Origin of the sequence: Burkholderia sp. Bp9015 (genome assembly GCF_003853505.1) — a bacterium.
Lineage (GTDB): Bacteria > Pseudomonadota > Gammaproteobacteria > Burkholderiales > Burkholderiaceae > Burkholderia.
This window is the reverse complement of record NZ_QTPZ01000012.1, coordinates 39,030-64,062: the sequence shown is the minus strand read 5'-3', so window position 1 is coordinate 64,062 and position 25,033 is coordinate 39,030. Positions and strand designations below refer to the sequence as shown.

The 25,033-nt window shown below is 68.5% G+C and carries 23 protein-coding genes; 16 read left to right on the top strand and 7 right to left on the bottom strand.

The window, feature by feature from the left end:
* Nucleotides 1–35 precede the first annotated feature (35 nt).
* From DIE12_RS15005 to DIE12_RS14960, 10 genes are all read left to right on the top strand, one after another.
* On the top strand, nucleotides 36–1,016 hold the full coding sequence (locus tag DIE12_RS15005) for an AAA family ATPase (protein ID WP_044848851.1): 981 nt from the start codon (nucleotides 36–38) through the stop codon (nucleotides 1,014–1,016).
* A 151-nt stretch (nucleotides 1,017–1,167) separates the two neighbouring features.
* Nucleotides 1,168–2,277: an NAD(P)/FAD-dependent oxidoreductase gene (locus tag DIE12_RS15000; RefSeq protein ID WP_124520541.1), complete on the top strand. Its 1,110-nt coding sequence runs from the start codon at nucleotides 1,168–1,170 to the stop codon at nucleotides 2,275–2,277.
* Between the two features lie 186 nt (nucleotides 2,278–2,463).
* Entirely contained in the window at nucleotides 2,464–2,775 is a 312-nt protein-coding gene (locus DIE12_RS14995; RefSeq protein ID WP_021163765.1) for a high-potential iron-sulfur protein, read from the top strand.
* Between the two features lie 188 nt (nucleotides 2,776–2,963).
* Complete coding sequence (locus tag DIE12_RS14990; protein WP_124492201.1) at nucleotides 2,964–4,271, top strand: MFS transporter; 1,308 nt, start codon at nucleotides 2,964–2,966, stop codon at nucleotides 4,269–4,271.
* A 314-nt stretch (nucleotides 4,272–4,585) separates the two neighbouring features.
* Nucleotides 4,586–6,214, top strand: a complete 1,629-nt coding sequence (locus DIE12_RS14985) for an ABC transporter substrate-binding protein (RefSeq protein WP_044848854.1) — start codon at nucleotides 4,586–4,588, stop codon at nucleotides 6,212–6,214.
* 117 nt (nucleotides 6,215–6,331) lie between these two features.
* Nucleotides 6,332–7,342: an ABC transporter permease subunit gene (locus tag DIE12_RS14980; RefSeq protein WP_044848855.1), complete on the top strand. Its 1,011-nt coding sequence runs from the start codon at nucleotides 6,332–6,334 to the stop codon at nucleotides 7,340–7,342.
* A 4-nt stretch (nucleotides 7,343–7,346) separates the two neighbouring features.
* Entirely contained in the window at nucleotides 7,347–8,264 is a 918-nt protein-coding gene (locus tag DIE12_RS14975) for an ABC transporter permease subunit (protein ID WP_044848856.1), read from the top strand.
* Nucleotides 8,265–8,266: 2 nt separating this feature from the next.
* Nucleotides 8,267–9,265, top strand: a complete 999-nt coding sequence (locus DIE12_RS14970) for an ABC transporter ATP-binding protein (protein ID WP_044848857.1) — start codon at nucleotides 8,267–8,269, stop codon at nucleotides 9,263–9,265.
* On the top strand, nucleotides 9,262–10,278 hold the full coding sequence (locus DIE12_RS14965) for a peptide ABC transporter ATP-binding protein (protein ID WP_044848858.1): 1,017 nt from the start codon (nucleotides 9,262–9,264) through the stop codon (nucleotides 10,276–10,278). Before DIE12_RS14970 ends, DIE12_RS14965 begins: the two co-directional genes overlap by 4 nt.
* Complete coding sequence (locus DIE12_RS14960) at nucleotides 10,271–11,416, top strand: TraB/GumN family protein (RefSeq protein ID WP_124486659.1); 1,146 nt, start codon at nucleotides 10,271–10,273, stop codon at nucleotides 11,414–11,416. Before DIE12_RS14965 ends, DIE12_RS14960 begins: the two co-directional genes overlap by 8 nt.
* 570 nt (nucleotides 11,417–11,986) lie before the next feature.
* Here the strand turns inward: DIE12_RS14960 and pxpA are convergent.
* The 3 genes from pxpA to pxpB are packed head-to-tail and all read right to left on the bottom strand — an operon-like array spanning nucleotide 11,987 to nucleotide 14,526.
* A complete protein-coding gene (pxpA, locus tag DIE12_RS14955; protein ID WP_124486658.1) occupies nucleotides 11,987–12,751 on the bottom strand; it encodes a 5-oxoprolinase subunit PxpA in 765 nt (254 codons plus the stop codon).
* A gap of 54 nt (nucleotides 12,752–12,805) precedes the next feature.
* Entirely contained in the window at nucleotides 12,806–13,873 is a 1,068-nt protein-coding gene (locus DIE12_RS14950) for a biotin-dependent carboxyltransferase family protein (RefSeq protein ID WP_124520540.1), read from the bottom strand.
* Nucleotides 13,870–14,526 carry a 5-oxoprolinase subunit PxpB gene (gene pxpB, locus DIE12_RS14945; RefSeq protein ID WP_044847862.1) on the bottom strand — a complete coding sequence of 219 codons (657 nt, stop codon included), beginning with the start codon at nucleotides 14,524–14,526 and terminating at the stop codon, nucleotides 13,870–13,872. Before pxpB ends, DIE12_RS14950 begins: the two co-directional genes overlap by 4 nt.
* A 148-nt stretch (nucleotides 14,527–14,674) precedes the next feature.
* Here pxpB and DIE12_RS14940 point away from each other — a divergent pair, with 148 nt between their 5' ends.
* Complete coding sequence (locus tag DIE12_RS14940) at nucleotides 14,675–15,187, top strand: winged helix DNA-binding protein (RefSeq protein ID WP_059448486.1); 513 nt, start codon at nucleotides 14,675–14,677, stop codon at nucleotides 15,185–15,187.
* A gap of 71 nt (nucleotides 15,188–15,258) precedes the next feature.
* Here DIE12_RS14940 and DIE12_RS14935 read toward each other — a convergent pair whose 3' ends face one another.
* Nucleotides 15,259–15,864, bottom strand: coding sequence for a 5-formyltetrahydrofolate cyclo-ligase (locus DIE12_RS14935; protein WP_124520539.1), 606 nt, complete (start codon nucleotides 15,862–15,864; stop codon nucleotides 15,259–15,261).
* 8 nt (nucleotides 15,865–15,872) lie between these two features.
* On the opposite strand from DIE12_RS14935, the gene DIE12_RS14930 reads away from it, so the two are divergent.
* The 4 genes from DIE12_RS14930 to DIE12_RS14915 are packed head-to-tail and all read left to right on the top strand — an operon-like array spanning nucleotide 15,873 to nucleotide 20,785.
* Nucleotides 15,873–17,825: a lytic transglycosylase domain-containing protein gene (locus tag DIE12_RS14930; RefSeq protein ID WP_124520989.1), complete on the top strand. Its 1,953-nt coding sequence runs from the start codon at nucleotides 15,873–15,875 to the stop codon at nucleotides 17,823–17,825.
* Between the two features lie 57 nt (nucleotides 17,826–17,882).
* On the top strand, nucleotides 17,883–18,845 hold the full coding sequence (locus DIE12_RS14925; RefSeq protein WP_124520538.1) for a complex I NDUFA9 subunit family protein: 963 nt from the start codon (nucleotides 17,883–17,885) through the stop codon (nucleotides 18,843–18,845).
* Nucleotides 18,846–18,899: 54 nt separating this feature from the next.
* Nucleotides 18,900–19,547 carry a glutathione S-transferase family protein gene (locus tag DIE12_RS14920; protein ID WP_124486655.1) on the top strand — a complete coding sequence of 216 codons (648 nt, stop codon included), beginning with the start codon at nucleotides 18,900–18,902 and terminating at the stop codon, nucleotides 19,545–19,547.
* A complete protein-coding gene (locus DIE12_RS14915) occupies nucleotides 19,544–20,785 on the top strand; it encodes a multifunctional CCA addition/repair protein (protein WP_124486654.1) in 1,242 nt (413 codons plus the stop codon). Before DIE12_RS14920 ends, DIE12_RS14915 begins: the two co-directional genes overlap by 4 nt.
* A gap of 90 nt (nucleotides 20,786–20,875) precedes the next feature.
* On the opposite strand, the gene DIE12_RS14910 is transcribed toward DIE12_RS14915, so the two are convergent.
* Nucleotides 20,876–21,688 (bottom strand): helix-turn-helix domain-containing protein, encoded by an 813-nt coding sequence (locus DIE12_RS14910; RefSeq protein ID WP_124520986.1) that lies wholly within the window; start codon nucleotides 21,686–21,688, stop codon nucleotides 20,876–20,878.
* A 432-nt stretch (nucleotides 21,689–22,120) separates the two neighbouring features.
* On the opposite strand from DIE12_RS14910, the gene DIE12_RS14900 reads away from it, so the two are divergent.
* Nucleotides 22,121–23,971 carry a M24 family metallopeptidase gene (locus DIE12_RS14900; protein WP_124520535.1) on the top strand — a complete coding sequence of 617 codons (1,851 nt, stop codon included), beginning with the start codon at nucleotides 22,121–22,123 and terminating at the stop codon, nucleotides 23,969–23,971.
* A 198-nt stretch (nucleotides 23,972–24,169) separates the two neighbouring features.
* Here DIE12_RS14900 and DIE12_RS14895 read toward each other — a convergent pair whose 3' ends face one another.
* Together DIE12_RS14895 and flgM are read right to left on the bottom strand one after the other, a co-directional pair.
* The gene (locus DIE12_RS14895) at nucleotides 24,170–24,610 is read right to left on the bottom strand and encodes a flagella synthesis protein FlgN (RefSeq protein WP_039317824.1); all 441 of its coding nucleotides are present in this window, start codon (nucleotides 24,608–24,610) and stop codon (nucleotides 24,170–24,172) included.
* An 85-nt stretch (nucleotides 24,611–24,695) separates the two neighbouring features.
* Entirely contained in the window at nucleotides 24,696–25,028 is a 333-nt protein-coding gene (gene flgM / locus DIE12_RS14890) for a flagellar biosynthesis anti-sigma factor FlgM (RefSeq protein WP_124520534.1), read from the bottom strand.
* Nucleotides 25,029–25,033: the final 5 nt, after the last annotated feature.

The window sequence follows — 25,033 nt, the reverse complement described above, 5'->3', positions numbered from 1 at the left end:
GATGATCGTGTGACGGCAGCAGCGGCGAGGTTGGTATGACGACGGCGATGGTGAAACAGGAACTGGCGGTGGCGTCCTTCAGCACGGTGTACGACCTCGAGCAGGTCGAGACCGCGTTGAACGAGCTGAACGAGAGCGCGAGCGACGCACTGCGCGCCACCTACGAGCGGATGCTCAAGACCGGCAATCTGCGCTTTTGCGTGAAGCCGAACCGGATGCCGTCGTTCGACGAACTCGGCGACGCGCTGCCCAATTTCACCGAACCCCTCGACGACGTGCGCAAGCAGGTCGCGCTGTGCCTCGAGACCGACGACCGGCTCGAACTGATGCCGATCCTGCTGCTCGGGCCGCCCGGCATCGGCAAGACGCATTTCGCGAAGGCGCTCGCGCAACTGCTCGGCACCGCGTACCACTACGTGCCGATGAGTTCGCTGACAGCCGGCTGGATCCTGTCGGGCGCATCGTCGCAATGGAAGAACGCGAAGCCCGGCAAGGTGTTCGAAGCGCTCGTCAACGGCAGCTACGCGAACCCGGTGATCGCGGTCGACGAGATCGACAAGGCGGGCAGCGACGCGCAATACGATCCGCTCGGCGCGCTGTACGCGTTGCTCGAGCACGACACCGCGCGCGCGTTCGTCGACGAATTCGCCGAGGTGCCGATCGATGCGGGCAACGTGATCTGGGTCGCGACCGCGAACGATGCGCAGGCGATCCCGGAGCCGCTGCTGAACCGGATGAACGTTTACGAGATCGCGCCGCCGGACGCGGCCGGCGCGCGCCGGATCGCGCAGACGATCTACGACGAGATCCGCACGTCGCACGCGTGGGGGCGGCGCTTCCCCGACACGCTCGACGACGACGCGCTCGACGTGCTGGCCGCGACGCCGCCGCGCACGATGCGCCGTGCGCTGCTGCATGCGTTCGGCGCCGCGCGGCTCGACGGCCGGGACGTGATCGCACCGTCCGACATCCGCGCCGACGAGGGCGCGGCGAAGCGCCGGCCGATCGGGTTCTGAGCCGGCGGCGCGCGCCTCGCCGCGGCCTGCGCGCGTCGCGCCGTGCGGCGCGGCGCACGCGACATGCCGATGCAAGCGCGTTCGGCAGGCGGGCGAACCGGGACGTACAATTCTCTTCTCTCCCCTCGACGCGTGAGCGACGCGAAACGCCATGGAGCAGATGGATTGTGTGGTGATCGGCGCGGGTGTCGTCGGTCTTGCGATTGCGCGGGAGCTGGCCGCGCGCGGACGCGAAACGATCGTGCTCGAGGCGGCCGACGCAATCGGCACGGGCACGAGTTCGCGCAACAGCGAGGTGATTCACGCGGGGCTCTACTACTCGCGCGGCTCGCTGAAGGCGATGTCGTGCGTGCGCGGGCGCGACCTGCTGTACGAGTTCTGCGAGACGCGTCACGTGCCGCACCGGCGCGTGGGCAAGCTGCTCGTCGCGACAAGCGCCGCGCAGGTGAAGCAGTTGAAGGCGATCGCCGCGCGCGCGGCGGAAAACGGCGTGCTCGACCTGATGCCGCTCACGCGTACCGAGGCGCAGACGCTCGAGCCCGCGCTCGATTGCGTGGAGGCGCTGTTTTCGCCGAGCACCGGCATCGTCGACAGCCACCAGCTGATGCTCGCGCTGCTCGGCGACGCGGAGCGCGACGGCGCGGTGTGCGCGCTGAAATCCCCGGTAGAGTCGATCGACGTGTTGCGCGGCGGCCGCTTCGTCGTGCGCACCGGCGGCGACGCGCCGACCGAAATCGAGGCCGCGTGCGTGATCAACAGCGCGGGCCTCGGCGCGCAGGCGCTCGCGCGCCGCACGCGCGGCCTCGATCCGCGCTGGGTGCCGCCGCTCTATCTCGCGCGCGGCAACTACTTCAGCCTGTCCGGCCGCGCGCCGTTCTCGCATCTCGTCTATCCGATACCCGACCGCGCGGGGCTCGGCGTGCATCTGACGCTCGATCTCGCCGGGCACGCGCGCTTCGGCCCGGACGTCGAGTGGGTCGATGCGCTGCGCTACGAAGTCGATCCGGCGCGCGCGCAGGCGTTCTACACGTCGATCCGCACGTACTGGCCCGACCTGCCGGACGACGCGTTGCAGCCGGCCTACGCGGGGATCCGGCCGAAGCTCGCGGGGCCCGGCGAGCCGCCGGCCGACTTCATCGTGCAAGGCACGGCGCAGCACGGCGTGCGCGGCCTCGTGAACCTGTTCGGCATCGAGTCGCCGGGGCTGACCGCGTCGCTCGCGCTCGGGCAGCGCGTCGCCGACATGACGTCGCATGGCTGACACTCACGGCCCGCATCCGTGCGGGCCGGCCGTGCGAAACCCCGGGCGAGACCCGTGTGAAATCCCTTGTGTGAAATCCCTTATCTCCGGCATTTCGGCGCGCACATTCATGCGCTTGAGCGTTATTCTGTTGAACGGCCGTCGCCAGAACGGCTTTCAAACCGATAACGTTGGAGCGAGTCCCCCATGAAAACATCCCGTCGGAGTTTCCTGATCACGAGCATCGGCGCCGTGTCCGCGCTGGCGCTGTCGCGCGAAGCGCTGGCCGATGCGCCGATGCTGTCGGAAACGGATCCGACCGCCGTGGCGCTCGGCTACAAGGCCGATGCGACGAAGGTCGACAAGACGAAGTATCCGAAATACGCAGCGGGCCAGGATTGCGCGGCCTGCATGCTGTACCAGGGCAAGAAGGGCTCGGCGTCGGGCCCGTGCGGTGCATTCCCGGGCAAGCAGGTATCGGCGAAGGGCTGGTGCAGCGCATTCTCGAAGATGGGTTGATGCCCGCGGCGGCATCGTGCGATGCCGCAATGTGGCGAAAACCGCAAAACGCCCGCCATCGGACGATGGCGGGCGTTTTTTATGCTTGAAAACGGTTCCGTCGCTTTCTACACTCGCTGCAAACCAACGCGCCGCGGGCCCTCCGCGCGCCGCGCCCGATACGGCGGATTCACGAGAACGAGGCTCGCATGGCGACGATTGCGAATTCAACGAAAACGATCCGGCCCGAGCGCGCGCTGAACCGCCGCGCGGTAGTCGCCGCCGTGATCGGCAACGCGCTCGAGTGGTACGACTTCACGGTGTTCGGCTTCATGACCGTCGTGATCGCCGAACTGTTCTTCCCGACGACCAGCGAATACTCGTCGCTGCTCTTGACCACCGCGACCTTCGGCGTCGCGTTCTTCATGCGCCCGATCGGCGGCATCGTGTTCGGGCTGTACGCCGACCGCGCGGGCCGCAAGGCCGCGCTGTCGCTCGTGATCCTGCTGATGACGGCCGGCATCTTCCTGCTCGCGATCGCGCCGCCCTATGCGGCGATCGGCATCGGCGGCCCGCTCCTGATCGTGCTCGGCCGCCTGCTGCAAGGCTTCTCGGCGGGCGGTGAATTCGGCAGCGCAACGGCGCTGCTGATCGAAGCCGCGCCGTTCTCGAAACGCGGCTTCTACGGCAGCTGGCAGATGGCGAGCCAGGCGGGCGCGCTGCTGATCGGCGCGCTCGTCGGCGCGGCCGTCACGCGCGGGCTGTCGCACGACGCGCTGCGCAGCTGGGGCTGGCGCGTGCCGTTCATCCTCGGGCTCGTGATCGGCCCGATCGGTTTCTACATCCGCCGTCATCTCGCCGATTCCGAAGCGTTCCTGCATGCGCAGCAAAGCGCACGCCGCGCGACGCTCGGCGAAGTGTTCACGCGCCATCCGCGCGAGGTGCTGTGCGGGCTCGGCTCGGTGATCGCGCTGACGGTGACGGTCTACGTGCTGATCAGCTATCTGCCGACCTTCGCGGTGAAGCAGCTGAAGCTGCCGTATGCGCAATCGTTCTATGCGGTGATCATCGGCAACCTGCTGCTGATGGTGCTGTCGCCGGTCGCGGGCGCATGGTCGGACCGCATCGGCCGCAAGGGTCTGTCTTTGTGGTCGCTCGGGCTGACGCTCGTGCTGATGTATCCGCTGTTCGCGTGGCTCGACGCGGCGCCGAGCATCGCGCGGCTGATCGTGGTGCAGGCCGTGCTGTCGGTGACGCTCGCCGGCTACTACGGGCCGTTCGGCGCGATGATCGCCGAGCTGTTCCCGGCCAACGTGCGCTCGACCGGGCTGTCGATCGCGTACAACGTCGCGGTGATGCTGTTCGGCGGTTTCGGGCAGTTCATCGTCACGTGGCTGATCAAGGTGACGGGCACGCCGCTCGCACCGACCTATTACGTGATGGCGGGAATCGCACTGTCGATCGTCGCGGTCGCGTTCGTGCCCGCGCGCAGCGCGGATCTCGACGCGCCGGCCTGACGGTTGCATTGCATCGCATGCATCGTTTCGGAAGCCGCAACGATGTGCGGACTGGCCGCGAACACGGCGCGACAACCCTCTGCGTTCGCGCCCGAATTGTTTAGTTGTCGAACGAAACATGCGCGGGATGAACGAAATGGCCGCTCGTGCGCGCAGAGGCACTTTTCGCGTGTGCAAGACATCGGCAAAAACCCGCGTGGATGCGCGTCTAGAAGAGTTTTTTCTCCAGCTTGTTGCAAAATCGCTAGCTCAAGTAATATCCGCGTACCCGGCCCCCAGGGGGACCGGTTCCGATCTGGAGACCTGGAGGAAACATGGAATACAACCGTCTGTTGCACACCCTGCGTGTTACCGCCATCGCAGGCGTGGCAGCGGCATCGCTCGGCGTCGCGGGTTCTGCATTCGCACAGATCCCGAACAAAACGCTCGTCTACTGCTCAGAAGGCAGCCCGGCGGGTTTTGATTCCGCGCAATTCACGACCGGCGTCGATTTCACCGCCGCCACGTTCACCGTCTACAACCGCCTCGTCGAATTCGAGCGCGGCGGCACCAAGGTCGAGCCCGGCCTCGCCGAGAAGTGGGACGTCTCGTCCGACGGCAAGGTGTACACGTTCCACCTGCGTCATGGCGTGAAGTTCCACACGACCGACTTCTTCAAGCCGACGCGTGAATTCAACGCGGACGACGTCGTGTTCTCGTTCGAGCGCATGCTCGATCCGAACAATGCGTTCCGCAAGGCCTACCCGGTGTCGTTCCCGTACTTCACCGACATGGGCCTCGACAAGCTGATCACGAAGATCGAGAAGGTCGATCCGTACACCGTGAAGTTCACGCTGTCCGAGCCGAACGCGCCGTTCATCCAGAACATGGCGATGGAATTCGCGTCGATCCTGTCGGCCGAGTACGGCGACCAGCTGATGAAGGCCGGCAAGGCCGCCGACATCAACCAGAAGCCGGTCGGCACGGGCCCGTTCATCTTCCGCAGCTATACGAAGGACGCGACGATCCGTTTCGATGGCAATCCTGATTACTGGAAGAAGGGCGCGGTGAAGCTGTCGAAGCTGATCTTCTCGATCACGCCCGACCCGGGCGTGCGCGTGCAGAAGATCAAGCGCAACGAATGCCAGGTGATGAGCTATCCGCGTCCGGCCGACATCGCGGCGCTGAAGGCCGACTCGGGCATCGACATGCCGTCGCAGCCGGGCTTCAACCTCGGCTACCTCGCGTACAACGTCGAGCACAAGCCGGTCGACAAGCTCGAAGTGCGTCAGGCGCTCGACATGGCGATCAACAAGAAGGCGATTCTCGAATCCGTCTATCAGGGTGCCGGCCAGGCCGCCAGCGCGCCGATGCCGCCGACCCAATGGTCGTACGACAAGAACCTGAAGATGGCCCCGAACGACACCGAGAAGGCCAAGGCGCTGCTCGCGAAGGCCGGCTATCCGAACGGTTTCGACATCACGCTGTGGGCGATGCCGGTGCAGCGCGCATACAACCCGAACGCCCGCCTGATGGCCGAGATGATCCAGGCCGACTGGGCGAAGATCGGCGTGAAGGCGAAGATCGTCACGTACGAGTGGGGCGAGTACATCAAGCGCGCGCACACGGGCGAGCAGGACACGATGCTGATCGGCTGGACGGGCGACAACGGCGACCCCGACAACTGGCTCGGCACGCTGCTCGGCTGCGAGGCGATCAAGGGCAACAACTTCTCGCACTGGTGCTACAAGCCGTTCGACGACCTGATCCAGAAGGGTCGCACGACGACGGGCCAGGACGCGCGCACGAAGATCTACACGCAGGCCCAGCAGATCTTCGCGCAGCAGCTGCCGTTCTCGCCGATCGCGAACTCGACGGTCTACCAGCCGGTACGCAAGAACGTGGTCGACATGCGCATCGAGCCGCTCGGCTATGCGCGTTTCGACGGTGTCAGCGTGAAGTAACCGGCCTGGCGTAAGCTGTCGTCTTGAGAAGACCGGCTTGAAATCATCCGGCGACGAGGGGCCAAAAGCCCCTCGTCGCCGGTCGTACATTTCCCACAAGAAAATACGAGACGCATCATGTTCACATTCGTGTTGCGCCGCGTGGGCATGGTGATCCCGACCTTCATCGGCATCACCATCCTGGCGTTTGCGCTGATTCACCTGATACCGGGCGACCCCATCGAAGTGATGATGGGCGAGCGCGGCGTCGATCCCGCGATGCATGCGGAGGCCATGAAACGCCTCGGGCTCGACCAGCCGCTGCCCCTGCAGTACATCCACTACATCGGCCGGGCGCTGCATGGCGACCTCGGCACGTCGATCATCACCAACACCAGCGTCGCGGGCGAATTCTTCGCGCGCTTCCCGGCGACCGTCGAACTGTCACTGTGCGCGCTCGTGTTCGCGCTCGCGGTCGGGCTGCCGGCCGGCGTGATCGCCGCGCTGCGGCGCGGCTCGGTCGTCGATCACGGCGTGATGGGCACCGCGCTCACCGGCTACTCGATGCCGATCTTCTGGTGGGGGCTGATCCTCATCATGGTGTTTTCGTCGTACCTCGGCTGGACGCCCGTGTCGGGCCGCATCGCGGTCGAATACGATTTCCCGCATCCGACCGGTTTCATGCTGATCGACGCGCTGCTCGCACCCGACGAAGGCGCGTTCAAATCGGCGGTCAGCCACCTGATCCTGCCGGCGATCGTGCTCGGCACGATCCCGCTCGCGGTGATCGCGCGGATGACGCGCTCGTCGATGCTCGAAGTGCTGCGCGAGGACTACATCCGCACGGCGCGCGCGAAGGGGCTGTCGCCCGTGCGCGTGGTCGTCGTGCATGCGCTGCGCAATGCGCTGATCCCGGTCGTCACCGTGATCGGCCTGCAGATCGGCACGCTGCTGGCCGGCGCCGTGCTGACCGAGACGCTCTTTTCGTGGCCCGGTGTCGGCAAGTGGCTGATCGATGCGATCGGCCGCCGCGACTATCCGGTCGTCCAGGGCGGCATCCTGCTGATCGCGACGCTCGTGATCGTCGTGAACCTGGTCGTCGACCTGCTGTACGGCGTGCTGAATCCGCGCATCCGCCACACGAGGTAATTCCATGAGCAATCTGCAAAACACCCTGCCGAGCGAATCCGCGCCGGCCGGCGGCCGTGCGCTCGCGCTGCGCGAGTTCTGGGCCAACTTCTCGCGCAACCGCGGCGCCGTCGGCGCCGGCATCGTCGTGCTGGTGCTGATCCTGGTCGCGCTGTTCGCGCCGCTGATCGCGCCGCACAGCCCGGTCGAGCAATACCGCGACTACGTGAAGATCCCGCCCGCATGGCTCGCGGGCGGCAACTGGCAGTTCATCCTCGGCACCGACGAAGCGGGCCGCGACATCCTTTCGCGCCTGATGTTCGGCGCGCGCATGTCGTTCTGGATCGGCTTCGTGTCGGTCGTGCTCGCGCTGATCCCCGGCATCGTGCTCGGGCTGATCGCCGCGTTCTTCCAGAAGTGGGCCGACACGCCCGTGATGCGCATCATGGACGTGCTGCTCGCGCTGCCGTCGCTGCTGCTCGCGGTCGCGGTCGTCGCGATCATCGGCCCGGGCCTCACCAACACGATGTTCGCGATCGCGATCGTCGCGCTGCCGGCCTACGTGCGCCTCACGCGCGCATCCGCGCTCGGCGAACTGCAGAAGGAGTACGTGACGGCATCGCGCGTGGCCGGTGCCGGCACGCTGCGCCTGATGTTCTCGCAGGTGCTGCCGAACTGCACGGCGCCGCTGATCGTGCAGGCGACGCTCGGCTTCTCGTCGGCCATCCTCGACGCGGCCGCGCTCGGCTTCCTCGGCCTCGGCGTGCAGCCGCCGACCGCCGAGTGGGGCGCGATGCTCGCGTCCGCGCGCGACTACATCGACAACGCGTGGTGGATCGTGACGATGCCCGGCCTGTCGATCCTGATTTCGGTGCTCGCGATCAACCTGCTCGGCGACGGGCTGCGCGACGCGCTCGATCCCAAACTGAAGCGGATGGCGTGACCATGAGCCAAGATCTACTGACTATCCGCAATCTCGCGGTGAACTTCAACGGCCTGCCCGCGGTCGACCGGATCAACCTGTCGATCGCGCCGGGCGAGGTGGTGGGCGTCGTCGGCGAATCGGGCTCTGGCAAGAGCGTGACGATGATGGCGCTGATGGGCCTGATCGATGCGCCGGGCAAGGTGACGGCCGACGAGGTCACGTTCAACGGTGTGGACCTGCTGAAGGCGTCGCCGAAGGCGCGCCGCAAGATCGTCGGCAAGGACATCGCGATGGTGTTCCAGGATGCGCTGACGAGCCTGAACCCGAGCTACACGGTCGGCTACCAGATCAAGGAGGTGCTGAAGCTGCACGAAGGCCTGCGCGGCGACGCGCTGCACCGGCGCGCGCTCGAGCTGCTCGACCAGGTCGGCATTCCGGATGCGAAGAACCGCATCACGGCGTTCCCGCACCAGATGTCGGGCGGCATGAACCAGCGCGTGATGATCGCGATGGCGGTCGCGTGCAACCCGAAGCTGCTGATCGCCGACGAGCCGACCACCGCGCTCGACGTGACGATCCAGGCGCAGATCATGGACCTGCTCGTGAAGCTGCAGAAGGAGCGCGGGATGGCGCTCGTGCTGATCTCGCACGACCTGGCCGTCGTGTCGGAGGTCGCGCAGCGCGTCGCCGTGATGTATGCGGGCGAGGTCATCGAGACCAATCGCGTGCCGGACATCTTCCGTGCGCCGCATCATCCGTATACCGAAGCGCTGCTCGCGGCGATTCCCGAGCACAATCAGGGGGCGCGTCGCCTTGCCGCATTGCCGGGCATGGTGCCGGGCCGCGATGATCGCCCGTCCGGGTGCCTGTTCGCGCCGCGCTGCAAGTACGTCGTCGACGATTGCCGCAAGGCGCGTCCGGCGCTCGATACGCTGGTGCCGGCCAACGATGCGATGCGCGCGCGCTGCATCAAGCCGCTCAATGTTTCCAACCTCGACCTGACGGGAGGCGCACGATGAATGCAGTCCACGAAACGCGTGCCACGCCGCACGACGAGGAAGCGGTGCTGGTCGCCGACCGGCTCGCGAAGCACTACACGGTCAAGCGCGGGATGTTCGGGCAGGGCACCGTGAAGGCGCTGAACGGCGTGTCGTTCACGCTCAAGCGCGGCAAGACGCTCGCCGTCGTCGGCGAGTCGGGCTGCGGGAAATCGACGCTCGCGCGCCAGCTCACGATGATCGAGACGCCCACCTCGGGCCACCTGACGATCGACGGCAAGGACGTGGCCGGCGCGAGCCGCGAGACGGTCGCCGACCTGCGCCGCCGCGTACAGATGGTGTTCCAGAACCCGTTCGCGTCGCTGAACCCGCGCAAGACCGTCGAGCAGACGCTCTCCGAGCCGCTCGAGATCAACGCGAACCTGACGGCCGCCGAACGCGCGCAGCGCGTCGCGCAGATCATGCGCACGGTCGGCCTGCGGCCCGAGCACGCGAAGCGTTATCCGCACATGTTCTCGGGCGGCCAGCGCCAGCGGGTCGCGATCGCGCGCGCGATGATCCTCGATCCGCGGATCGTGGTCGCCGACGAACCGGTGTCCGCGCTCGACGTGTCGATCCAGGCGCAGATCCTGAACCTGTTCATGGACCTGCAGGAGCAGTTCAAGACGAGCTACGTGTTCATCTCGCACAACCTGTCGGTGGTCGAGCACGTCGCCGACGACGTGATGGTGATGTACTTCGGCAGCGTCGCCGAGCTCGGCGACAAGGCGACGATCTACGCGCATCCGCGCCATCCGTACACGCGCGCGCTGATGTCGGCGACGCCGGCGATCTTCGAGGAAGACCGCCGCGTGCAGATCAAGCTGCAGGGCGAGCTGCCGTCGCCGCTCAATCCGCCGTCGGGCTGCGCGTTTCACCAGCGCTGCCCGTACGCGGTCGAGCGCTGCCGCGTCGAGGAACCGCAGCTGCGCGACGTCGACGGACGCCGCGTGGCCTGCCATCGCGCCGAGGAGGTAGGGGAGGTGAATGCCTGATGGTTTGGCGGCGCGCGCGCCTGGCGTGCGCCGTTCGGGGGGCGGCCGCGCGCGCGTGATGCGCGCGTGCCGCAACGCACGGCGCTGGAGCGTGCGCACGGTCACGGGCGCGGCGCTGGCCGGCGCGTGCGTGGCGGCCAGCGTGCTGGTCCCGGTCGACGCCGCGCGTGCCGAAAGGCGCGCGCCGGCGAGTTCGCCGATCCATCCGTCGCAGGTTCCGCCGCCCGGCATGAACCTGCCGGGCTTCCACGTGCCGTCCGTGTCGAACGGCACGGTCGCGCGCGGCACGGTGCGCGTGCAGCCCGCGCGCATGCCGTTCTATGTCGCGACCCGGGGCAGGGTCACGCTGTACGTGCTCGGCACGCTGCACACGGGCGACCCGTCCGACTATCCGCCCGCGCAGCCGTTCCGGCCGCGCATCCTCGCGGCGCTCGCCGCGTCGCCGACGCTCGCGCTCGAGCTGTCGCCGGACGATCTCCTCGAATCGCAGGACGACGTGTCGAAGTACGGCGTGTGCCGCTACCCGTGCCTGCAGCGCCTGCTGCCCGAGCCGCAGTGGCAGCGCCTCGCGGCGCGCCTGCGCGGCAACCCGGCCGCGCTCGCGGAGATCCGCCGGATGCGGCCGTGGCTCGCGGCGCTGGTCGTCGAAACCTACGACTCGCTGGCGGCCGGCCTGCAGACCGAGTACGGCACCGAGGCGCAGCTGCAGAACGTGTTCCTGAAGAAGAAGGGCGGCCGCGTGATCGGGCTCGAGACGCTCGCCGAGCAGATGCGCGCGTTCACCGGACTGACGCTCGCCGAGCAGCGCGAGATGCTCGCGCAGGACATGGTGCAGACCCCGGCGCAGAACGCCGACGACATCAAGGCGCTGCACCGGCTGTGGCGAATTGGCGACGCCGACGCGATCTCGGCGTGGGCGGTCGCGAAGAGCGAGCGGCTGGCCCGTTCGAAGGCGCTGTCGGCGTCGATCGACAACAAGATCCTGTACGAGCGCAACCGGCGCTTCGTTGCACGGATGACGGCAATCGCCGCGCCGAACCGGCCGGTATTCGTGGCCATCGGCGCGCTGCATCTGGGCGGCCCGCGCGGCGTGCTCGAATTGTTGCGCCAGCAAGGGTATCAGGTCGACGCGAACTGATCGCGCCGCGCACCGCGCGCCGATCCTCCCCTGTTTGATCGACGAGATGCACGCGCTGCGAGGCGCCCGCGCGGCCACGCGGCTCGATAAGGAAAACCCTCGAATCTTCAGGAAATAGCGTTTAAAACGATTGACATCCGGTTCTGCCAATCTCTATTCTTCATCCCACAAGTTGAAAAAATGAAAAGAATAGATAAGTTCTACGGGGTAGCAGAAAACAAAGCGCGGGGTTAGCGTAGCCGGCACGTATGTAACGTGCCGGCCGCGGAGTGTCTGCATGCACGGCGGGGCCAAACATCGTCGGCACAACAAATGCATGCGACAGACTTGCGGCATAAGCAACGTTCCGTCGTCCGACCGGGGGAAGCAGCAAGCGGGCGGCGGCGGACGTTTTTTGATCCGGAGCATGTTTCCGGTCACCGTCGACAGACGGTTTCGGGGGGCGAATCGACAGACGGCGAAGTCCGCGGCGATTGCGCCAACAGAAAAGCGCCACGAGGGCGCTTTTTTCTTTTGTGGCGGCGGTTTTCGACCTGCGACGGCTGAGCGCTTCGACGACGCGTCACGTCATCATGCGTCTTCGCCGGCCTGCAGCGCGCCGGGCGCGACGACATCGACACCCGCCGCTTCGAGCGCCGCGCGGATCCGCTTCGCGAACGCGAGCGCATGCGGGCCGTCGCCGTGCAGGCAGACCGTTTGCGCGTTGAGCGGCACCCACTCGCCGCTCACTGCCCGCACCTGCCGCTCGCGCACCATGTCGAGCGTGCGCGCGAGCACCGCTTCTTCATCGTCGATCAGCGCGCCGGGCTGGTTGCGCGGCACGAGCGAGCCGTCCGCGCGGTAGCCGCGGTCGGCGAATACTTCCTCCACCGCGGCGAGCCCCGCGTGGCGCGCGGCCGCGACGAACACGCTGTTCGCGAGCCCGAACACGGCCAGCGACGGATCGAAGTCGTGGATCGCGGACACCACCGCGTCGGCGATCAGCGGGTCGCGCGCGGCCTGGTTGTACAGCGCGCCGTGCGGCTTAACGTGCGCGATGCGGCCGCCCTCGGCCTGCGCGATCGCCGACAGCGCGCCGAGCTGGTACAGCACGCCCGCGTAGATGTCGCCGGCCGGCAGCTGCATTTCCTTGCGGCCGAAATTCTCCGGGTCGTGAAAGCTCGGGTGCGCGCCGATCGACACGCCTTTCTGCACGGCCCAGCGCACGCAGTCGCGCATCGCATTGGCGCCGCCTGCATGCCAGCCGCACGCGATGTTCGCCGACGTGACGAGGTCGAGCAGCGCCTCGTCCGATCCGCATCCTTCACCGAGATCGGCATTCAGATCGATTTCCATGATGTTCCTCGTCCACGGGTGCGTGGCGCGTCCTTCGTCCTGCTTCCGTCATTGTCACGCTGCGCGCGATTGCGCGCGGCGGCGCGTTTCCTCGCGCATCTCGATCGCGACGTCGATCTGGCGCAGATAGGCACGTTCTGCGACCAGGGCGGCGCGCGCGGCGTCGGGTGTCGTGCGCACGAAGCGGATCGGCAGGTTGAGCCGAGCCTGTGCGAGTTTCCAGAGATCCGCGCGGATCACCGTGCCGATCTTCGGATAGCCGCCGGTGGTCTGCGCATCGTGCATCAGCACGATCGGCTGGCCGTTCGGCGGCACCTGGATCGTGCCGGGCAGCACCGCGTGCGACAGCAGCTCGACCGGCCGCTCGCGCACCAGTTCGGCGCCGGCGAGACGATAGCCCATCCGGTTGCTGTTCGCGGTGACGAGCCATTCCTCGTCCCAGAACGCCTGCTGAGAATCGGCCGCGAACGACGCGTAGTCGGGGCCCGGCAGCACGCGCACGGGCATCGCCCACGGCGCATGCGCGGGCCGGTGGCGGCGCGGCGGTTCGTCGACGCGCACGAACGCGCACCACGCGGGCGCCTTCACGCCGAATTCGGGCGCGTCGGCCGCGAGGCAGCCGGCGCCGGCCGGCGGCACGCCGACCGGCAGCCGGTCGCCGTCGCGCAGCGCGCGGCCGCCGAGGCCGCCGAAGCGCGACGCGAGATCGGTGCTGCGCGAGCCGAGCATCGGCAGCACGTCGATGCCGCCCGCGATGCACAGGTAGCCGCGCATGCCGCGTTTCGCGGCCGGCAGCACGAGCGTCTGCCCGGCGTCGACCGGCAGGCTCCACCAGGAATACACGGGCCGGCCGTCGAGCGTTGCGCCGAATTCGGTGCCGGTGATCGCGATGCGCGTCGCGCGCGTGAAGCGGAACGCGGCCGGCCCGATCGTGATTTCGACGGCCGCCGCGTCGGGGCGGTTGCCGACCAGCCGGTTGCCGACCTCGAGCGCGAGGCCGTCGAGCGCGCCGCCCTGCGCGACGCCGAGATGGCGTGTGCCGCGGCGGCCGAGATCCTGCACGGTCGACAGCGGGCCGGCGCGGACGACCTCGATCGTGCCCGGTGCGGTGTTCTGGCTCATGTCGCGTCGACTCCGGCAATGGTGAAGCGCACGCGGTCGCCGGGCAGCAGCAGCGTCGGCTGCGGCCGCGCCGGGTCGAACAGCACGTGCGACGTGCGGCCGATCAGTTGCCAGCCGCCGGGCGACGTGGCCGGATAGATGCCCGTCTGCGCGCCGCCGATGCCGACCGAGCCGGCCGGCACCTCGAGGCGCGGGGCCGCGCGGCGCGGCGTGTGCAGCGACGCATCGAGGCCGCCGAGATACGCGAAGCCCGGCTGGAAGCCGACGAAGAACACGACGTAGGCGCCGGCCGCGTGGCGCGCGACGACTTCGTCGGCCGACAGCCCGGTGTGCGCGGCGACGGCCGCGAGGTCGGGACCGGCGGCACCGCCGTATTCGACCGGGATGTCGATTTCCCGGCCGTCCGCGTGCTCGACGTCGGCGGTTTCCCACGCGTCGCGCAGCGCCGGCGTGAGCGAGTCGGCCGTCGTGGCGAGCGCGTCGAACACGATCGTCAGGTTGTTCATGCCCGGCACGACGTCGATCACGTCGGGCCACGCGCGCGCGACCTCGGCGACGGCCCAGACGCGGCGCTGGCAATCGAGCGTGGCGGGCGGCGGCACCTCGCAGACGAGGGCGGCATCGCCGAGCGGATAAATGCGGGGTTGCGTCATCGGACTGGCACGGTTCGGACGGCAATGTTAGCGCACATTGTCAATAAAATATCGACAACTTCCCAATAAGCGTTTTCGCCTAGCCCGTATGTCCGGGCTTCTGGCGTACACTCGGCACACCCTGTCATCCGGCTTGCTCCGCCTTTCCATGAAGCGTCCTGCGACCAAGATCGTGTCATCCGAACACCTCGTTTCCGATTCGAGCGCGGAGCTGTCGGAACTCGAATACGGGCTCATCATGGCCGGCAACGCATTCAACCGCTGGATGGTGCGCTGCATGTCGGCCGCGGGCGCGAAGGACATGACGGCGGTCGAGGTGTCGCTGCTGCATCACGTGAGCCACCGCGAACGCAAGAAGAAGCTCGCCGACATCTGCTTCGTGCTCAATATCGAGGATACGCACGTCGCGACCTATGCGCTGAAAAAACTGATCGCGCGCGGCTATGTGAAGAGCGAGAAGAGCGGCAAGGAGGTGTTCTTCTTCGCGACCGAGGCGGGCCGCGAGCTGTGCCTGAAGTATCGGGAGGTGCGCGAGCACTGCCTGATCGAGACGCTCAAGGACAGCGGCCTCACCAACGAGCAGATCGGCGACGCGGCGCAGTTGCTGCGCCACGCATCGGGCCTCTACGACACGGCCGCGCGCGCGGCGGCGTCGCTGTAAACGATTGCGGACGGGAGGGTGAGCGCGGTGACGCGCGGCATGCCGCTCACGCAGCAGCGCGCGCCGCGTCATCAGGCGGCCGGGTACAGCGCGCCGTCGGTCACGATCCAGCGCATCGCGAGATCGTGCGCCTCGGCCGGCAACGCATCGACGCGGCACGCTTCATACGCGATGCCGACCGTCACCGGCAGCGTGTCGCCGGGCCACACCGCGAGCGTGCGGTCGTAGTAGCCGCCGCCGTAGCCGAGCCGGTAGCGCTGCAGATCGAATCCCACGCACGGAATCAGCAGCAGGTCGGGCACGACGACGACGCCCGACGCCGGTTCCGGAATCCGGTGATGGCCTTCGCGCATCGGCGTATCCGCATCCCACGCATGGAACGCGAGCGGCGTGTGACGCTCGCCGATCACCGGCAGCGCGGCGCGGCGGCCCGTGCCGGCCGCGGCCCACGCGAGCACCGCGTCGCGCGCGTCGAATTCGCCCGGCAGCGGCCAGTAGAAGCCGACCGTCGCGGGCGCGAGGCGCTCGAGCAACCGCCGCAGCCGCGTGTCGAGCGCGGCGTTCGCGGCGGGCTGCGACGCGGCGTCGCGACGCGCGCCGGACAGCGTTTTGCGCAGTGCAACCTTCGGGTTCGGCACAGGGTTGCATGCTATGCTTTCGCTCACTTCGTGCTCCATTCATAACGATGTCGAACAGCCTTTTCCGAGTATATCGCGCGGTCGCGCTCACGCTTTCGGCCGCCGCGCTCGTCGCGGGCACGGCCGCGTGCGCCGCACCGGGCGACGACACGCTCGCCGGGGACGACCAGATCTTCGTGCAGCTGCGCGAAGCCGCGCGCCGCAACGACGCCGCGAAGGCCGCGCAGCTCGCGTCGATGATCCCGAACTATCCGGTCCCGTCCTACGTCGAGTATTTCCAGATCAAGCCGCAGCTGTTCGATTCGACCGGCCGCGCACGCGTCGACGCACCGGACGCGCCGGTGCAGTCGTTCCTGCAGCGCTACGACGGCCAGGCGATCGCCGACCGCCTGCGCAACGACTACCTGCTCGTGCTCGGCGCGCGTCACGACTGGCGCAACTTCGACGACCAGTACAAGCGCTTCGTGCTCGACGACGACACGCAGGTCAAGTGCTACGCGCTCGAATCGCGCGCGGCGCGCGGCGAGAACGTCGCCGAGGCGGCGCGTGCGTTGCTCGTCGAGCCGAAATACTACGGCGACGCCTGTGTCGACCTGATTACGGCGCTCACCGTCAACCAGCAGTTCACCAGCGACGACGTGTGGCAGCAGGCGCGCCTCGCGTACGAGCAGAACTACACGACGCTCGGCGGCAAGATCGTCGACGCGCTCGGCGCGCGCCCGGTCGGTTTCGACCAGGCGACCAGCGCGCCGCCGCTGTACCTCGCGCGCGGCGTCGGCCCCGACGCGGCATCGCACCAGCTCGCGCTGATCGCGCTCGGCCGCATGGCGCGCAACGATCCGGACGCGGCGGCCGGGATGCTGACGTCGATCGCCGGCTCGCTGACGAAGCAGGAGCAGGCGATCGCGTGGGGCGCGATCGGCTACCAGGGCGCGATCAAGCGCTCGGCGCTCGCGTCGGTCTGGTATGCGAAATCCGCGAACGCGCCGCTGTCGAACCCGGGCTACGAATGGCGCACGCGCGCCGCGCTGCTCGCCGGCAACTGGCCGATGGTGCGCTGGTCGATCGAACAGATGCCGCCGTCGCTGCGCGACGATCCGGCATGGATCTACTGGCATGCGCGCGCGCTCAAGCAGAGCGGCGACACGCTGCAGGCGAACCAGGAATTCGAGCAGGTCGCGGGCCAGTACAACTTCTACAGGCAGCTCGCCGGCGAAGAGCTCGGCCAGCGCACGTCGATCCCGCCGCGCACGAAGGTGAGCGATGGCGACATCGACGCGATGAGCAAGATCCCGGGCTTCGCGCTCGCGCAACGCTTCTACGGGCTGAACCTGCGTCTCGAAGGCAACCGCGAATGGAACTGGCCGCTGCGCGGGATGACCGATCGCCAGCTGCTCGCGGCCGCCGAATACGGCAAGCGCATCGACCTGCTCGACCGCACCGTCAACACGGCCGACCGCACGAAGGCCGAGCACGACTTCACGCTGCGCTACCCGTCGCCGTACCGTGACATCGTCGAGCGCTACGCGCAGTCGTCGGGCCTCGACATCGAATGGGCATACGGGCTGATCCGCCAGGAGTCGCGCTTCATCACGAACGCGCGTTCGTCGGTCGGCGCGGGCGGCCTGATGCAGCTGATGCCGGCCACCGCGCAGCTCGTCGCGAAGAAGCTCGGGATGGGCACGATCACGCGTGCGCAGATGCACGACATCAATACCAACATCCAGCTCGGCACCTGGTATCTGGCGGACATCTACAACAACTTCGACAGCTCGCCGGTGCTGGCAACCGCCGGCTACAACGCGGGCCCGGGCCGGCCGCGCCAGTGGCGCCAGGTGTTGACGCAGCCGGTCGAAGGCGCGATCTTCGCGGAGACGATTCCGTTCAACGAGACGCGCGACTACGTGAAGAACGTGCTGTCGAACACCGTCTACTACGCGGCGCTCTTCGAGGGCAAACCGCAGTCGTTGAAGAAACGCCTAGGCATGATCTCGCCCTGATCCGCAATCTTCACACTGCCGCGCGAGACGCGGCAGTGTTCTTTTGAGGACCCGAACATGGATCGCCAGACCGTCGCGCTGCTGGGCGGCACCGGCTTCATCGGCAGCCGGCTCGTCAACGCGCTGATCGACGCCGGCAAGCAGGTGCGGATCGGCACGCGGCGGCGCGAGCACGCACGCCACCTGCAGATGCTGCCGGTCGAGATCGTCGAGCTCGACGCGCTCGATACGCGCACGCTCGCCCGGTTCGTCGCCGGCGCGCATGCGGCCGTCAATCTCGTCGGCGTGCTGCACGGCGGCCGTGGCACGCCGTACGGGCCCGGGTTCGAGCGCGCGCACGTCGCGCTGCCGGCCGCGCTGGCCGCCGCGTGCGTCGAAGTCGGCGTGCGGCGCGTGCTGCACATGAGCGCGCTCGGCGCCGATTCGCACGGCCCGAGCATGTACCAGCGCTCGAAGGGCGACGGCGAGGCCGCGCTGCATGCGGTCGCGGCGACCGATTCGCTCACGCTGACGATCTTCCGCCCGTCGGTCGTCTTCGGCCCCGGCGACGCATTCCTGAACACATTCGCGAACCTGCAGCGCACGCTGCCGGTGCTGCCGCTCGCGATGCCCGATGCGCGCTTCCAGCCGGTGTTCGTCGGCGACGTCGTGCGCGCGTTCGTCAACACGCTCGATCTCGCGGCCGCGCACGGCAAGACCTACGAACTCGGCGGCCCGACCGTCTATACGCTCGAGCAGCTGGTGCGCTATTGCGGCACGCTGGTCGGCCGGCAGGCACGCATCGTGCGGCTGCCCGACGCGCTCGCGCGGCTGCAGGCGAGCGTGTTCGAATGCCTGCCCGGCGAGCCGGTGATCACGCGCGACAATCTCGCGTCGATGTCGGTGCCGAACGTGCTGTCCGGGCCGCTCGCACCGGAACTCGGGATCTCGCCCGCGAGTCTCGAGAGTATCGCGCCCGCGTATCTCGGCCATGCCGCGCGGCGCTCCCGCTTCGACTGGTTCCGCTCGCGCCGCCGCTAGGCGCCGCGGACCGTCGCTTCCGTCATTCACTTTCGCGCTTTCCGGAACACCGCCATGAAACTCGTCATTGGAGACAAGAACTACTCGTCGTGGTCGATGCGGCCGTGGCTGCTGCTCGCGCATTTCGGCATCCCGTTCGACGAGATCGTGATCGAGCTGCGCCGCGACGACACGGCCGCGCGCATCCGCGAGTATTCGCCGACCGGCAAGGTGCCGTGCCTGATCGACGACCACGGCGTCGCGATCTGGGATTCGCTCGCGATCGCCGAGACGCTCGCCGAGCGCTATCCGCAGTTCCCGATGTGGCCCGCTGATCCGCTCGATCGCGCGCATGCGCGCTGCATCTCGGCCGAGATGCATTCGGGCTTCGCCGCGCTGCGCACGCAGATGGGAATGAGCGTGCGCGCGTCGATGCCGGGGCGCGGCGCGACGCCCGAGGCGCTCGCCGACGTCGCGCGCATCGACGCGCTGTGGAGCGCGTGCATCGAGGCCTCGGGCGGCCCGTTCCTGTTCGGCGAATTCGGCATCGCCGATGCGATGTATGCGCCCGTCGTGATGCGCTTCAACACGTATGCGCCGGCGCTGTCGCCGGAAGCGGCCGGGTATGCGGCGCGCGTGACGGCACTGCCGGCGGTGCAGCGCTGGATCGATGGCGCGCGCCGCGAAACCAACGTGATCGCCGAATACGAACCGACGCCATGAACATCTACGCAGTAGGCGGAGCGATCCGCGACGAATTGCTCGGCGTGCCGGTGCAGGACCGCGACTACGTGGTGGTGGGCGCGACGCCCGAGCAGATGGCCGCGCAGGGCTTCCGGCCGGTCGGCAAGGATTTCCCCGTGTTCCTGCATCCGGGCACGCAGGAGGAATACGCGCTCGCGCGCACCGAGCGCAAGACGGCGGCCGGCTATCACGGCTTCCAGTTCTACTATGCGCCGGACGTGACGCTCGAAGAGGACCTCGCGCGGCGTGACCTGACGATCAACGCGATGGCGCGCGAAGTGAGCCCGGAGGGCGCGCTGGTCGGCCCGGTGATCGATCCGTTCGACGGGCAGGCCGACCTGCGCGCACGCGTGTTCCGGCATGTCGGCGACGCGTTCGTCGAGGATCCGGTGCGGATCCTGCGGATCGCGCGCTTTGCCGCGCGCTTCGCCGATTTCACGGTCGCGGACGACACGCTCGCGCTGATGCGGCGGATGGTCGACGCGGGCGAAGCGGATGCGCTGGTGCCCGAGCGCGTGTGGCAGGAGATCGCGCGCGGGCTGATGGAGGCGAAACCGTCGCGGATGTTCGCGGTGCTGCGCGAGTGCGGCGCGCTCGCGCGCATCCTGCCCGAGGTCGACGCGCTGTGGGGCGTGCCGCAGCGCGCCGACTATCACCCGGAAGTCGACACCGGCGTGCACGTGATGATGGTCGTCGACTACGCGGCGAAGCAGGGCTATTCGCTGCCGGTGCGCTTCGCGGCGCTCACGCACGATCTCGGCAAGGCGACGACGCCCGCCGACGTGCTGCCGCGCCATGTCGGCCACGAAGGCCGCAGCGTCGACCTCATCAAGCCGCTGTGCGAGCGGCTGCGCGTGCCGAACGATTGCCGCGATCTCGCGCTGGTGGTCGCGCGCGAGCACGGCAACCTGCATCGCGTGATGGAAATGGGCGCGGCCGCGCTGGTGCGTTTCTTCGAGCGCAGCGACGCGCTGCGCAAGCCGGCGCGCTTCGCGGAGATGCTGCAGGCGTGCGAAGCGGATGCGCGCGGCCGGCTCGGGCTCGACACGCAGCCGTATCCGCAGGCCGAGCGGCTGCGCGTGGCGCTGGTGGCGGCGCGCAGCGTCGACGCGGGCGCGATCGCGCGCGGCGTCGGCAACGATGCGATGCAGATCAAGGACGCCGTGCATCGCGCGCGGGTCGAGGCCGTCAAGCAGGCGCTGGCGATCGCGGAATAGGCGGGGGAATCGGGTTGCGAATCAGGCCGTGAATCGATTCCGCAAATCGTGCGGACCGTGCCGAGCGGTGCGCCGCCCGGCCGCCAGCCGTCATTTCTTCATGCGCTTGGCGGTGCGGCGCGCCGGCGTGGCGGCAGCCGGACGTTTGCCGGTGGCCGCGCGGGACTTCCCGGCAGCCGTGTTGGCCGCGGCGCCGGCCGGCTTGTCGGCGGGCTGCGCGGCGTCCGCGTCGCGCTCCCGCTTCGGTGACGGTTCGCGGCGGCTCACGCGCGGCTCGCCCGGCGTCGCGCCGGCATCGCGCGCGAGCAGCCTGATTTTCATCGCGGCGGACCCCAACTCGGCGCAGTTGTCGTCGAAGAGGGGCAGCGTGCCGACCGCGATCAGCTCCGCGGGCCCGTCGCCGACGTTCGCGACGCGATGGCGCTTCCTCGCGTCGAAGTGCAGCGAATCACCGGGCGACAGCGGGTAATCCTTCTTGCCGATCGTGTAGCAGAGCCGGCCGGTCAGCACGTACACGAACTCGTCGCCGCCGTGCGCGACCCATTCCGACCGGTAGCCCTCCATCATCCGGACCTTGAGCGCGTTGATCTGGCTGCCGTCGAAGGTGGTGGACAGCCGTTCGTACCACTGCGACGCGGCGTCGACCGCGTACGGTTCGCGGCGGCCCGCGTGCGAGTCGGGCTGCGCCTGGCGCGGCTGGTCGATCAGCGTGCTGAGCGGTACGTCGAGCGCTTTCGCGACGTTGACCAGCGATGACAGCGAGATACCGGTCAGATGGCGCTCGACCTGCGACAGGAACCCGACCGACAGGTTCGCTTCGGTCGCGACTTCCAGCAGCGTTTTCTTCGCTTCCCGGCGCAGGCGGCGAATGCGCTGGCCGATACGCATGATGTCTGAATCCATGGATCTCTTTCGTGGCAACGAGTCGGGAGGCGAGCGAGAGGGCGGTGCAGTCGCCGGACGTTGCCGTTCCGCGAATCGCACGAAGCACGGCCGTCGGGACGACGATGCGGGCGCATTGTACCGTGCAGTCGCGCCGGTCCGCCGCCACGCCGCGCACGGCGGTGCCGCCGTCGCGCACCTCACGCATCGGCAATTTTAGCCCTACGAAAATTTTAGCTTGACCTCAATTTCACCGTGCTCTAGATTCTGTCGCACGCATCAAACAAAGTTAAGTGAGACAAAAATTTCCCCGAAAGCCTGCCGCTGGAACGGCGCCACGGCCCGGCTGCCCGCCGGGCCGCGCGTCGTCCGCGCGGGCAGCGTGCCGCGCGAGGCGTGCGCCATGCCGCGTGACGCCGCCGGCCGCCGACAACAATCCATAACGGGTATCCGATGATCGATCGACTGAAATACAGCTTCTCCGGCCTTCCCCCGTACGACGCGTCCGTCGCCGACACGCAGGCCGGCCTGTCGCGCCTGCTCGACGCCACCCGGCTCGACGCGGTCGTGGTCACGTCGCAGGACGAATACATCACCGAATACCTGCCGCGCCGCAACAACCCCCGCTACGCGCTGTCGGGTTTCGACGGCTCGGCCGGCTGCGGCATCTTCCTGAGCGCGGCGACCGCCGAGGCGCTCGGCGTGCCGCCGTTCGTGCTGTTCGTCGACGGCCGCTATCACCTGCAGGCCGAACAGCAGTGCGACCCGGCGCGCGTGCGCATCGAGAAGCTCGGCATGAACGTGACGATCTGGCAGGCGCTGGCCGACTGGCTGCTCGCGCACGCGAGCCGGCTCGCGCGGGTCGGCTACGACGCGCTGCGGATCAGCGTCGCGCAGCGCGACCGGCTGGTCGAGCAGACGCAGGCGGCATCGCTCGACTGGACGAGCCTCGTCGAGCGCGAGATCGACCGCGCGATCGCGCTGCCGGGCTGGGTGGTCGAGCGGCCGATCTTCGAGCTGCCGGACGCGATGACCGGCGCGAGCGTCGCGCAGAACCTCGACGCGCTGAACCGGCGGCTCGCCGCGCACACCGGCGCTGCGCCCGGCACGACCGCGTTCTTCACGTGCGCGTCGGACGACCTCGCGTACCTGCTGAACAGCCGCGGCTATCACATCCCGAATGCGTCGTCGCACCTGGGCTTCCTGTTCGCTATCGGCGAGCAGGTCGCGTTGTTCCTGCCGGAGGGCTGCGACCGCTGCCCGGTCGAACTGGCGTCGTATCCGGCGCTGCACGTGATCCGGCGCGACTTCGCCGAACTCGAGCGCTTCCTCGCGCGGTTCGCGGTCGAGCACGTGTGTTACGGCTTCGAGTCGGTCAACTGCGCGCTCGTCGAGTCGGTGCGCCGCGTGTGGCCGCACGCGCGGCACGCCGACTTCAACCCGGTCGAGGCGCTGCGCGCCGGCAAGACGCCGGCGGTGCTCGACCGGTTCCGCGACGCGTTCGCGCGCAGTTCGGCGGCGATCGCCGAAACGATGCGCTGGGCGAAGGCCGGCGAGCCGGGGCAGCGCCATACCGAGTACGACCTGGCCCGCACGATCAACGACGCGTACGGCGCCCGCTCGGCGGTCGCGCTGACCTTCCCGTCGATCGCGGCGAACGGCGCGAACAGCGCGTTCGCGCACTACACGGCGGCGAGCGCCGACGTCGAGCTGACCGAAGGCGAACTCGTGCTGCTCGACAGCGGCGCGTATTACGACGCCGGTTTCGCGACGGACTGCACGCGCGTCGTGCTGCGCCGCACGCGGCCGGAGACGGTCGCGCAGCCGTGGCAGCGCGAGATCTACACGGTCGCGCTGAAGGCCTGCATCAAGGGGCTCGTCACGCGTTTCCCGAAGACGGCGACGGGCGACGACGTCGACGCGGCGGTGCGCCAGGTGTGCCGCGACCACGGCTACGATTTCGGTCACGGCACCGGGCACGGCGTCGGGATCCACGTGCACGAGGGCGGCGTGCGGTTCGCGCCGGGCGCGCGGTACGGGCTGGTGCCGAACGCGGTGATTTCGGTCGAGCCGGGCATTTACGTGGCGGGCAAGGGCGGGGTGCGGATCGAGAACATCGTGATCGTGCGCGCGGACGACGACGCATCGGACACCGTCGCGTTCGAGAACATCGTCACGGTCGGCTACGACTGGGACCTGATCGACGTCGAACTGCTGAACGACGACGAGCGCGCGTACCTGCGCGACTACGAACGGCTTTGCGTGGAACGCGGCACGCAGGTCACTGCGTGTCCGCTGCTGTAAGGCGGGGAAGGGGCGCGCGGCCGCAGGCGGGCCGCGCGATGCACGCGCGGCGCGTCGATGCGCCGGCGTGATCGGCCCGTCGGGAATCCGTACGTCAGAGAATCGGTACGTCAGAGAATCGGTGCGTCAGGGAATCGGTGCGTCAGGGAATCGGTGCGTCAGGGAATCCGTACGTCAGAGAATCAGTACGTCGGAGAATCAGCGCATCAGCGCCGATACCCGCCCGTCGGGCCCGTAGACGCCGGCCGGCGCGGGCGCCGAGCGCAGCACCGCGAGCGCGCGCTCGTTGTAGTCCATCCGGATCCGGATCAGCATCCCGTTGGTCGCATTGGCCTGGCGCGCGCGTTCGGCGGCCTGCAGCAGCAACTGCCAGCGGCCCGCGAGGCGTGCGTCGCGTTCGGCGGCCTGGTCCATCCCTTTCTTGCCGGCCGGAAAGCCGAGCGCGGACAGCTGCGTGTCGCGCGTGCGCTCGAGCTGCGCGAGCCGGTCGATCAGCGCGCTCTTCTTCTCGACGATGCCGGGCAGCATTTCAAGCGGCTCCGGCGTCGTCAGCGCCTTTTCCTCGTAGGCGAGCAGGGACGCGAACGCTTCGACCGTCGCGTGTTCGTCGTTGACCGTGGCCAGCAGCTCTTCTCTCATCGCGTCATGCTCGTCGCGCCGGCACGCGGGGCCGCATGCCGGCAAACCAGGGGACCGGTCAGGGCGTGACGGGCCCCGGGCCGGCTCAGTTGCCCTGCGAGCGCTGCTGTTGCAGCAGGTCGCGGGCGGTATTCAATACGCCGTCGGCGATCTTGTTCACGTCGATCGTCAACGTGCCGTTGTTCAGCGCGTCCTTGATCGACTGGACGAGGGCCGTGTCGATGTCGGCGCTGCCGGAGGCCGACAGCGAACGCAGCTGGCCGGACAGACCCGACAGGTTCACGCTCGCGTCGCCGCCGGTCGATCCTGCGTCGGCCGCCTGCGCGGACGACGACGAAGCCGCGCCGGATTGCGCGCGGGCCGCGCCGTTGCCGGTCGACGCGAGTGGGCTCGGGTTCGGAGTGGAATCGATCTTCACGATGG

What these genes read in the sequence shown, in the direction of transcription:
- DIE12_RS15005 (WP_044848851.1), top strand. Translation starts at nt 36, where the DNA reads ATGACGACGGCGATGGTGAAACAGGAACTGGCGGTGGCGTCCTTCAGC.
- DIE12_RS15000 (WP_124520541.1), top strand. Translation starts at nt 1,168, where the DNA reads ATGGAGCAGATGGATTGTGTGGTGATCGGCGCGGGTGTCGTCGGTCTT.
- DIE12_RS14995 (WP_021163765.1), top strand. Translation starts at nt 2,464, where the DNA reads ATGAAAACATCCCGTCGGAGTTTCCTGATCACGAGCATCGGCGCCGTG.
- DIE12_RS14990 (WP_124492201.1), top strand. Translation starts at nt 2,964, where the DNA reads ATGGCGACGATTGCGAATTCAACGAAAACGATCCGGCCCGAGCGCGCG.
- DIE12_RS14985 (WP_044848854.1), top strand. Translation starts at nt 4,586, where the DNA reads ATGGAATACAACCGTCTGTTGCACACCCTGCGTGTTACCGCCATCGCA.
- DIE12_RS14980 (WP_044848855.1), top strand. Translation starts at nt 6,332, where the DNA reads ATGTTCACATTCGTGTTGCGCCGCGTGGGCATGGTGATCCCGACCTTC.
- DIE12_RS14975 (WP_044848856.1), top strand. Translation starts at nt 7,347, where the DNA reads ATGAGCAATCTGCAAAACACCCTGCCGAGCGAATCCGCGCCGGCCGGC.
- DIE12_RS14970 (WP_044848857.1), top strand. Translation starts at nt 8,267, where the DNA reads ATGAGCCAAGATCTACTGACTATCCGCAATCTCGCGGTGAACTTCAAC.
- DIE12_RS14965 (WP_044848858.1), top strand. Translation starts at nt 9,262, where the DNA reads ATGAATGCAGTCCACGAAACGCGTGCCACGCCGCACGACGAGGAAGCG.
- DIE12_RS14960 (WP_124486659.1), top strand. Translation starts at nt 10,271, where the DNA reads ATGCCTGATGGTTTGGCGGCGCGCGCGCCTGGCGTGCGCCGTTCGGGG.
- pxpA (WP_124486658.1), bottom strand. Translation starts at nt 12,751, where the DNA reads ATGGAAATCGATCTGAATGCCGATCTCGGTGAAGGATGCGGATCGGAC.
- DIE12_RS14950 (WP_124520540.1), bottom strand. Translation starts at nt 13,873, where the DNA reads ATGAGCCAGAACACCGCACCGGGCACGATCGAGGTCGTCCGCGCCGGC.
- pxpB (WP_044847862.1), bottom strand. Translation starts at nt 14,526, where the DNA reads ATGACGCAACCCCGCATTTATCCGCTCGGCGATGCCGCCCTCGTCTGC.
- DIE12_RS14940 (WP_059448486.1), top strand. Translation starts at nt 14,675, where the DNA reads ATGAAGCGTCCTGCGACCAAGATCGTGTCATCCGAACACCTCGTTTCC.
- DIE12_RS14935 (WP_124520539.1), bottom strand. Translation starts at nt 15,864, where the DNA reads ATGGAGCACGAAGTGAGCGAAAGCATAGCATGCAACCCTGTGCCGAAC.
- DIE12_RS14930 (WP_124520989.1), top strand. Translation starts at nt 15,873, where the DNA reads ATGTCGAACAGCCTTTTCCGAGTATATCGCGCGGTCGCGCTCACGCTT.
- DIE12_RS14925 (WP_124520538.1), top strand. Translation starts at nt 17,883, where the DNA reads ATGGATCGCCAGACCGTCGCGCTGCTGGGCGGCACCGGCTTCATCGGC.
- DIE12_RS14920 (WP_124486655.1), top strand. Translation starts at nt 18,900, where the DNA reads ATGAAACTCGTCATTGGAGACAAGAACTACTCGTCGTGGTCGATGCGG.
- DIE12_RS14915 (WP_124486654.1), top strand. Translation starts at nt 19,544, where the DNA reads ATGAACATCTACGCAGTAGGCGGAGCGATCCGCGACGAATTGCTCGGC.
- DIE12_RS14910 (WP_124520986.1), bottom strand. Translation starts at nt 21,688, where the DNA reads ATGGATTCAGACATCATGCGTATCGGCCAGCGCATTCGCCGCCTGCGC.
- DIE12_RS14900 (WP_124520535.1), top strand. Translation starts at nt 22,121, where the DNA reads ATGATCGATCGACTGAAATACAGCTTCTCCGGCCTTCCCCCGTACGAC.
- DIE12_RS14895 (WP_039317824.1), bottom strand. Translation starts at nt 24,610, where the DNA reads ATGAGAGAAGAGCTGCTGGCCACGGTCAACGACGAACACGCGACGGTC.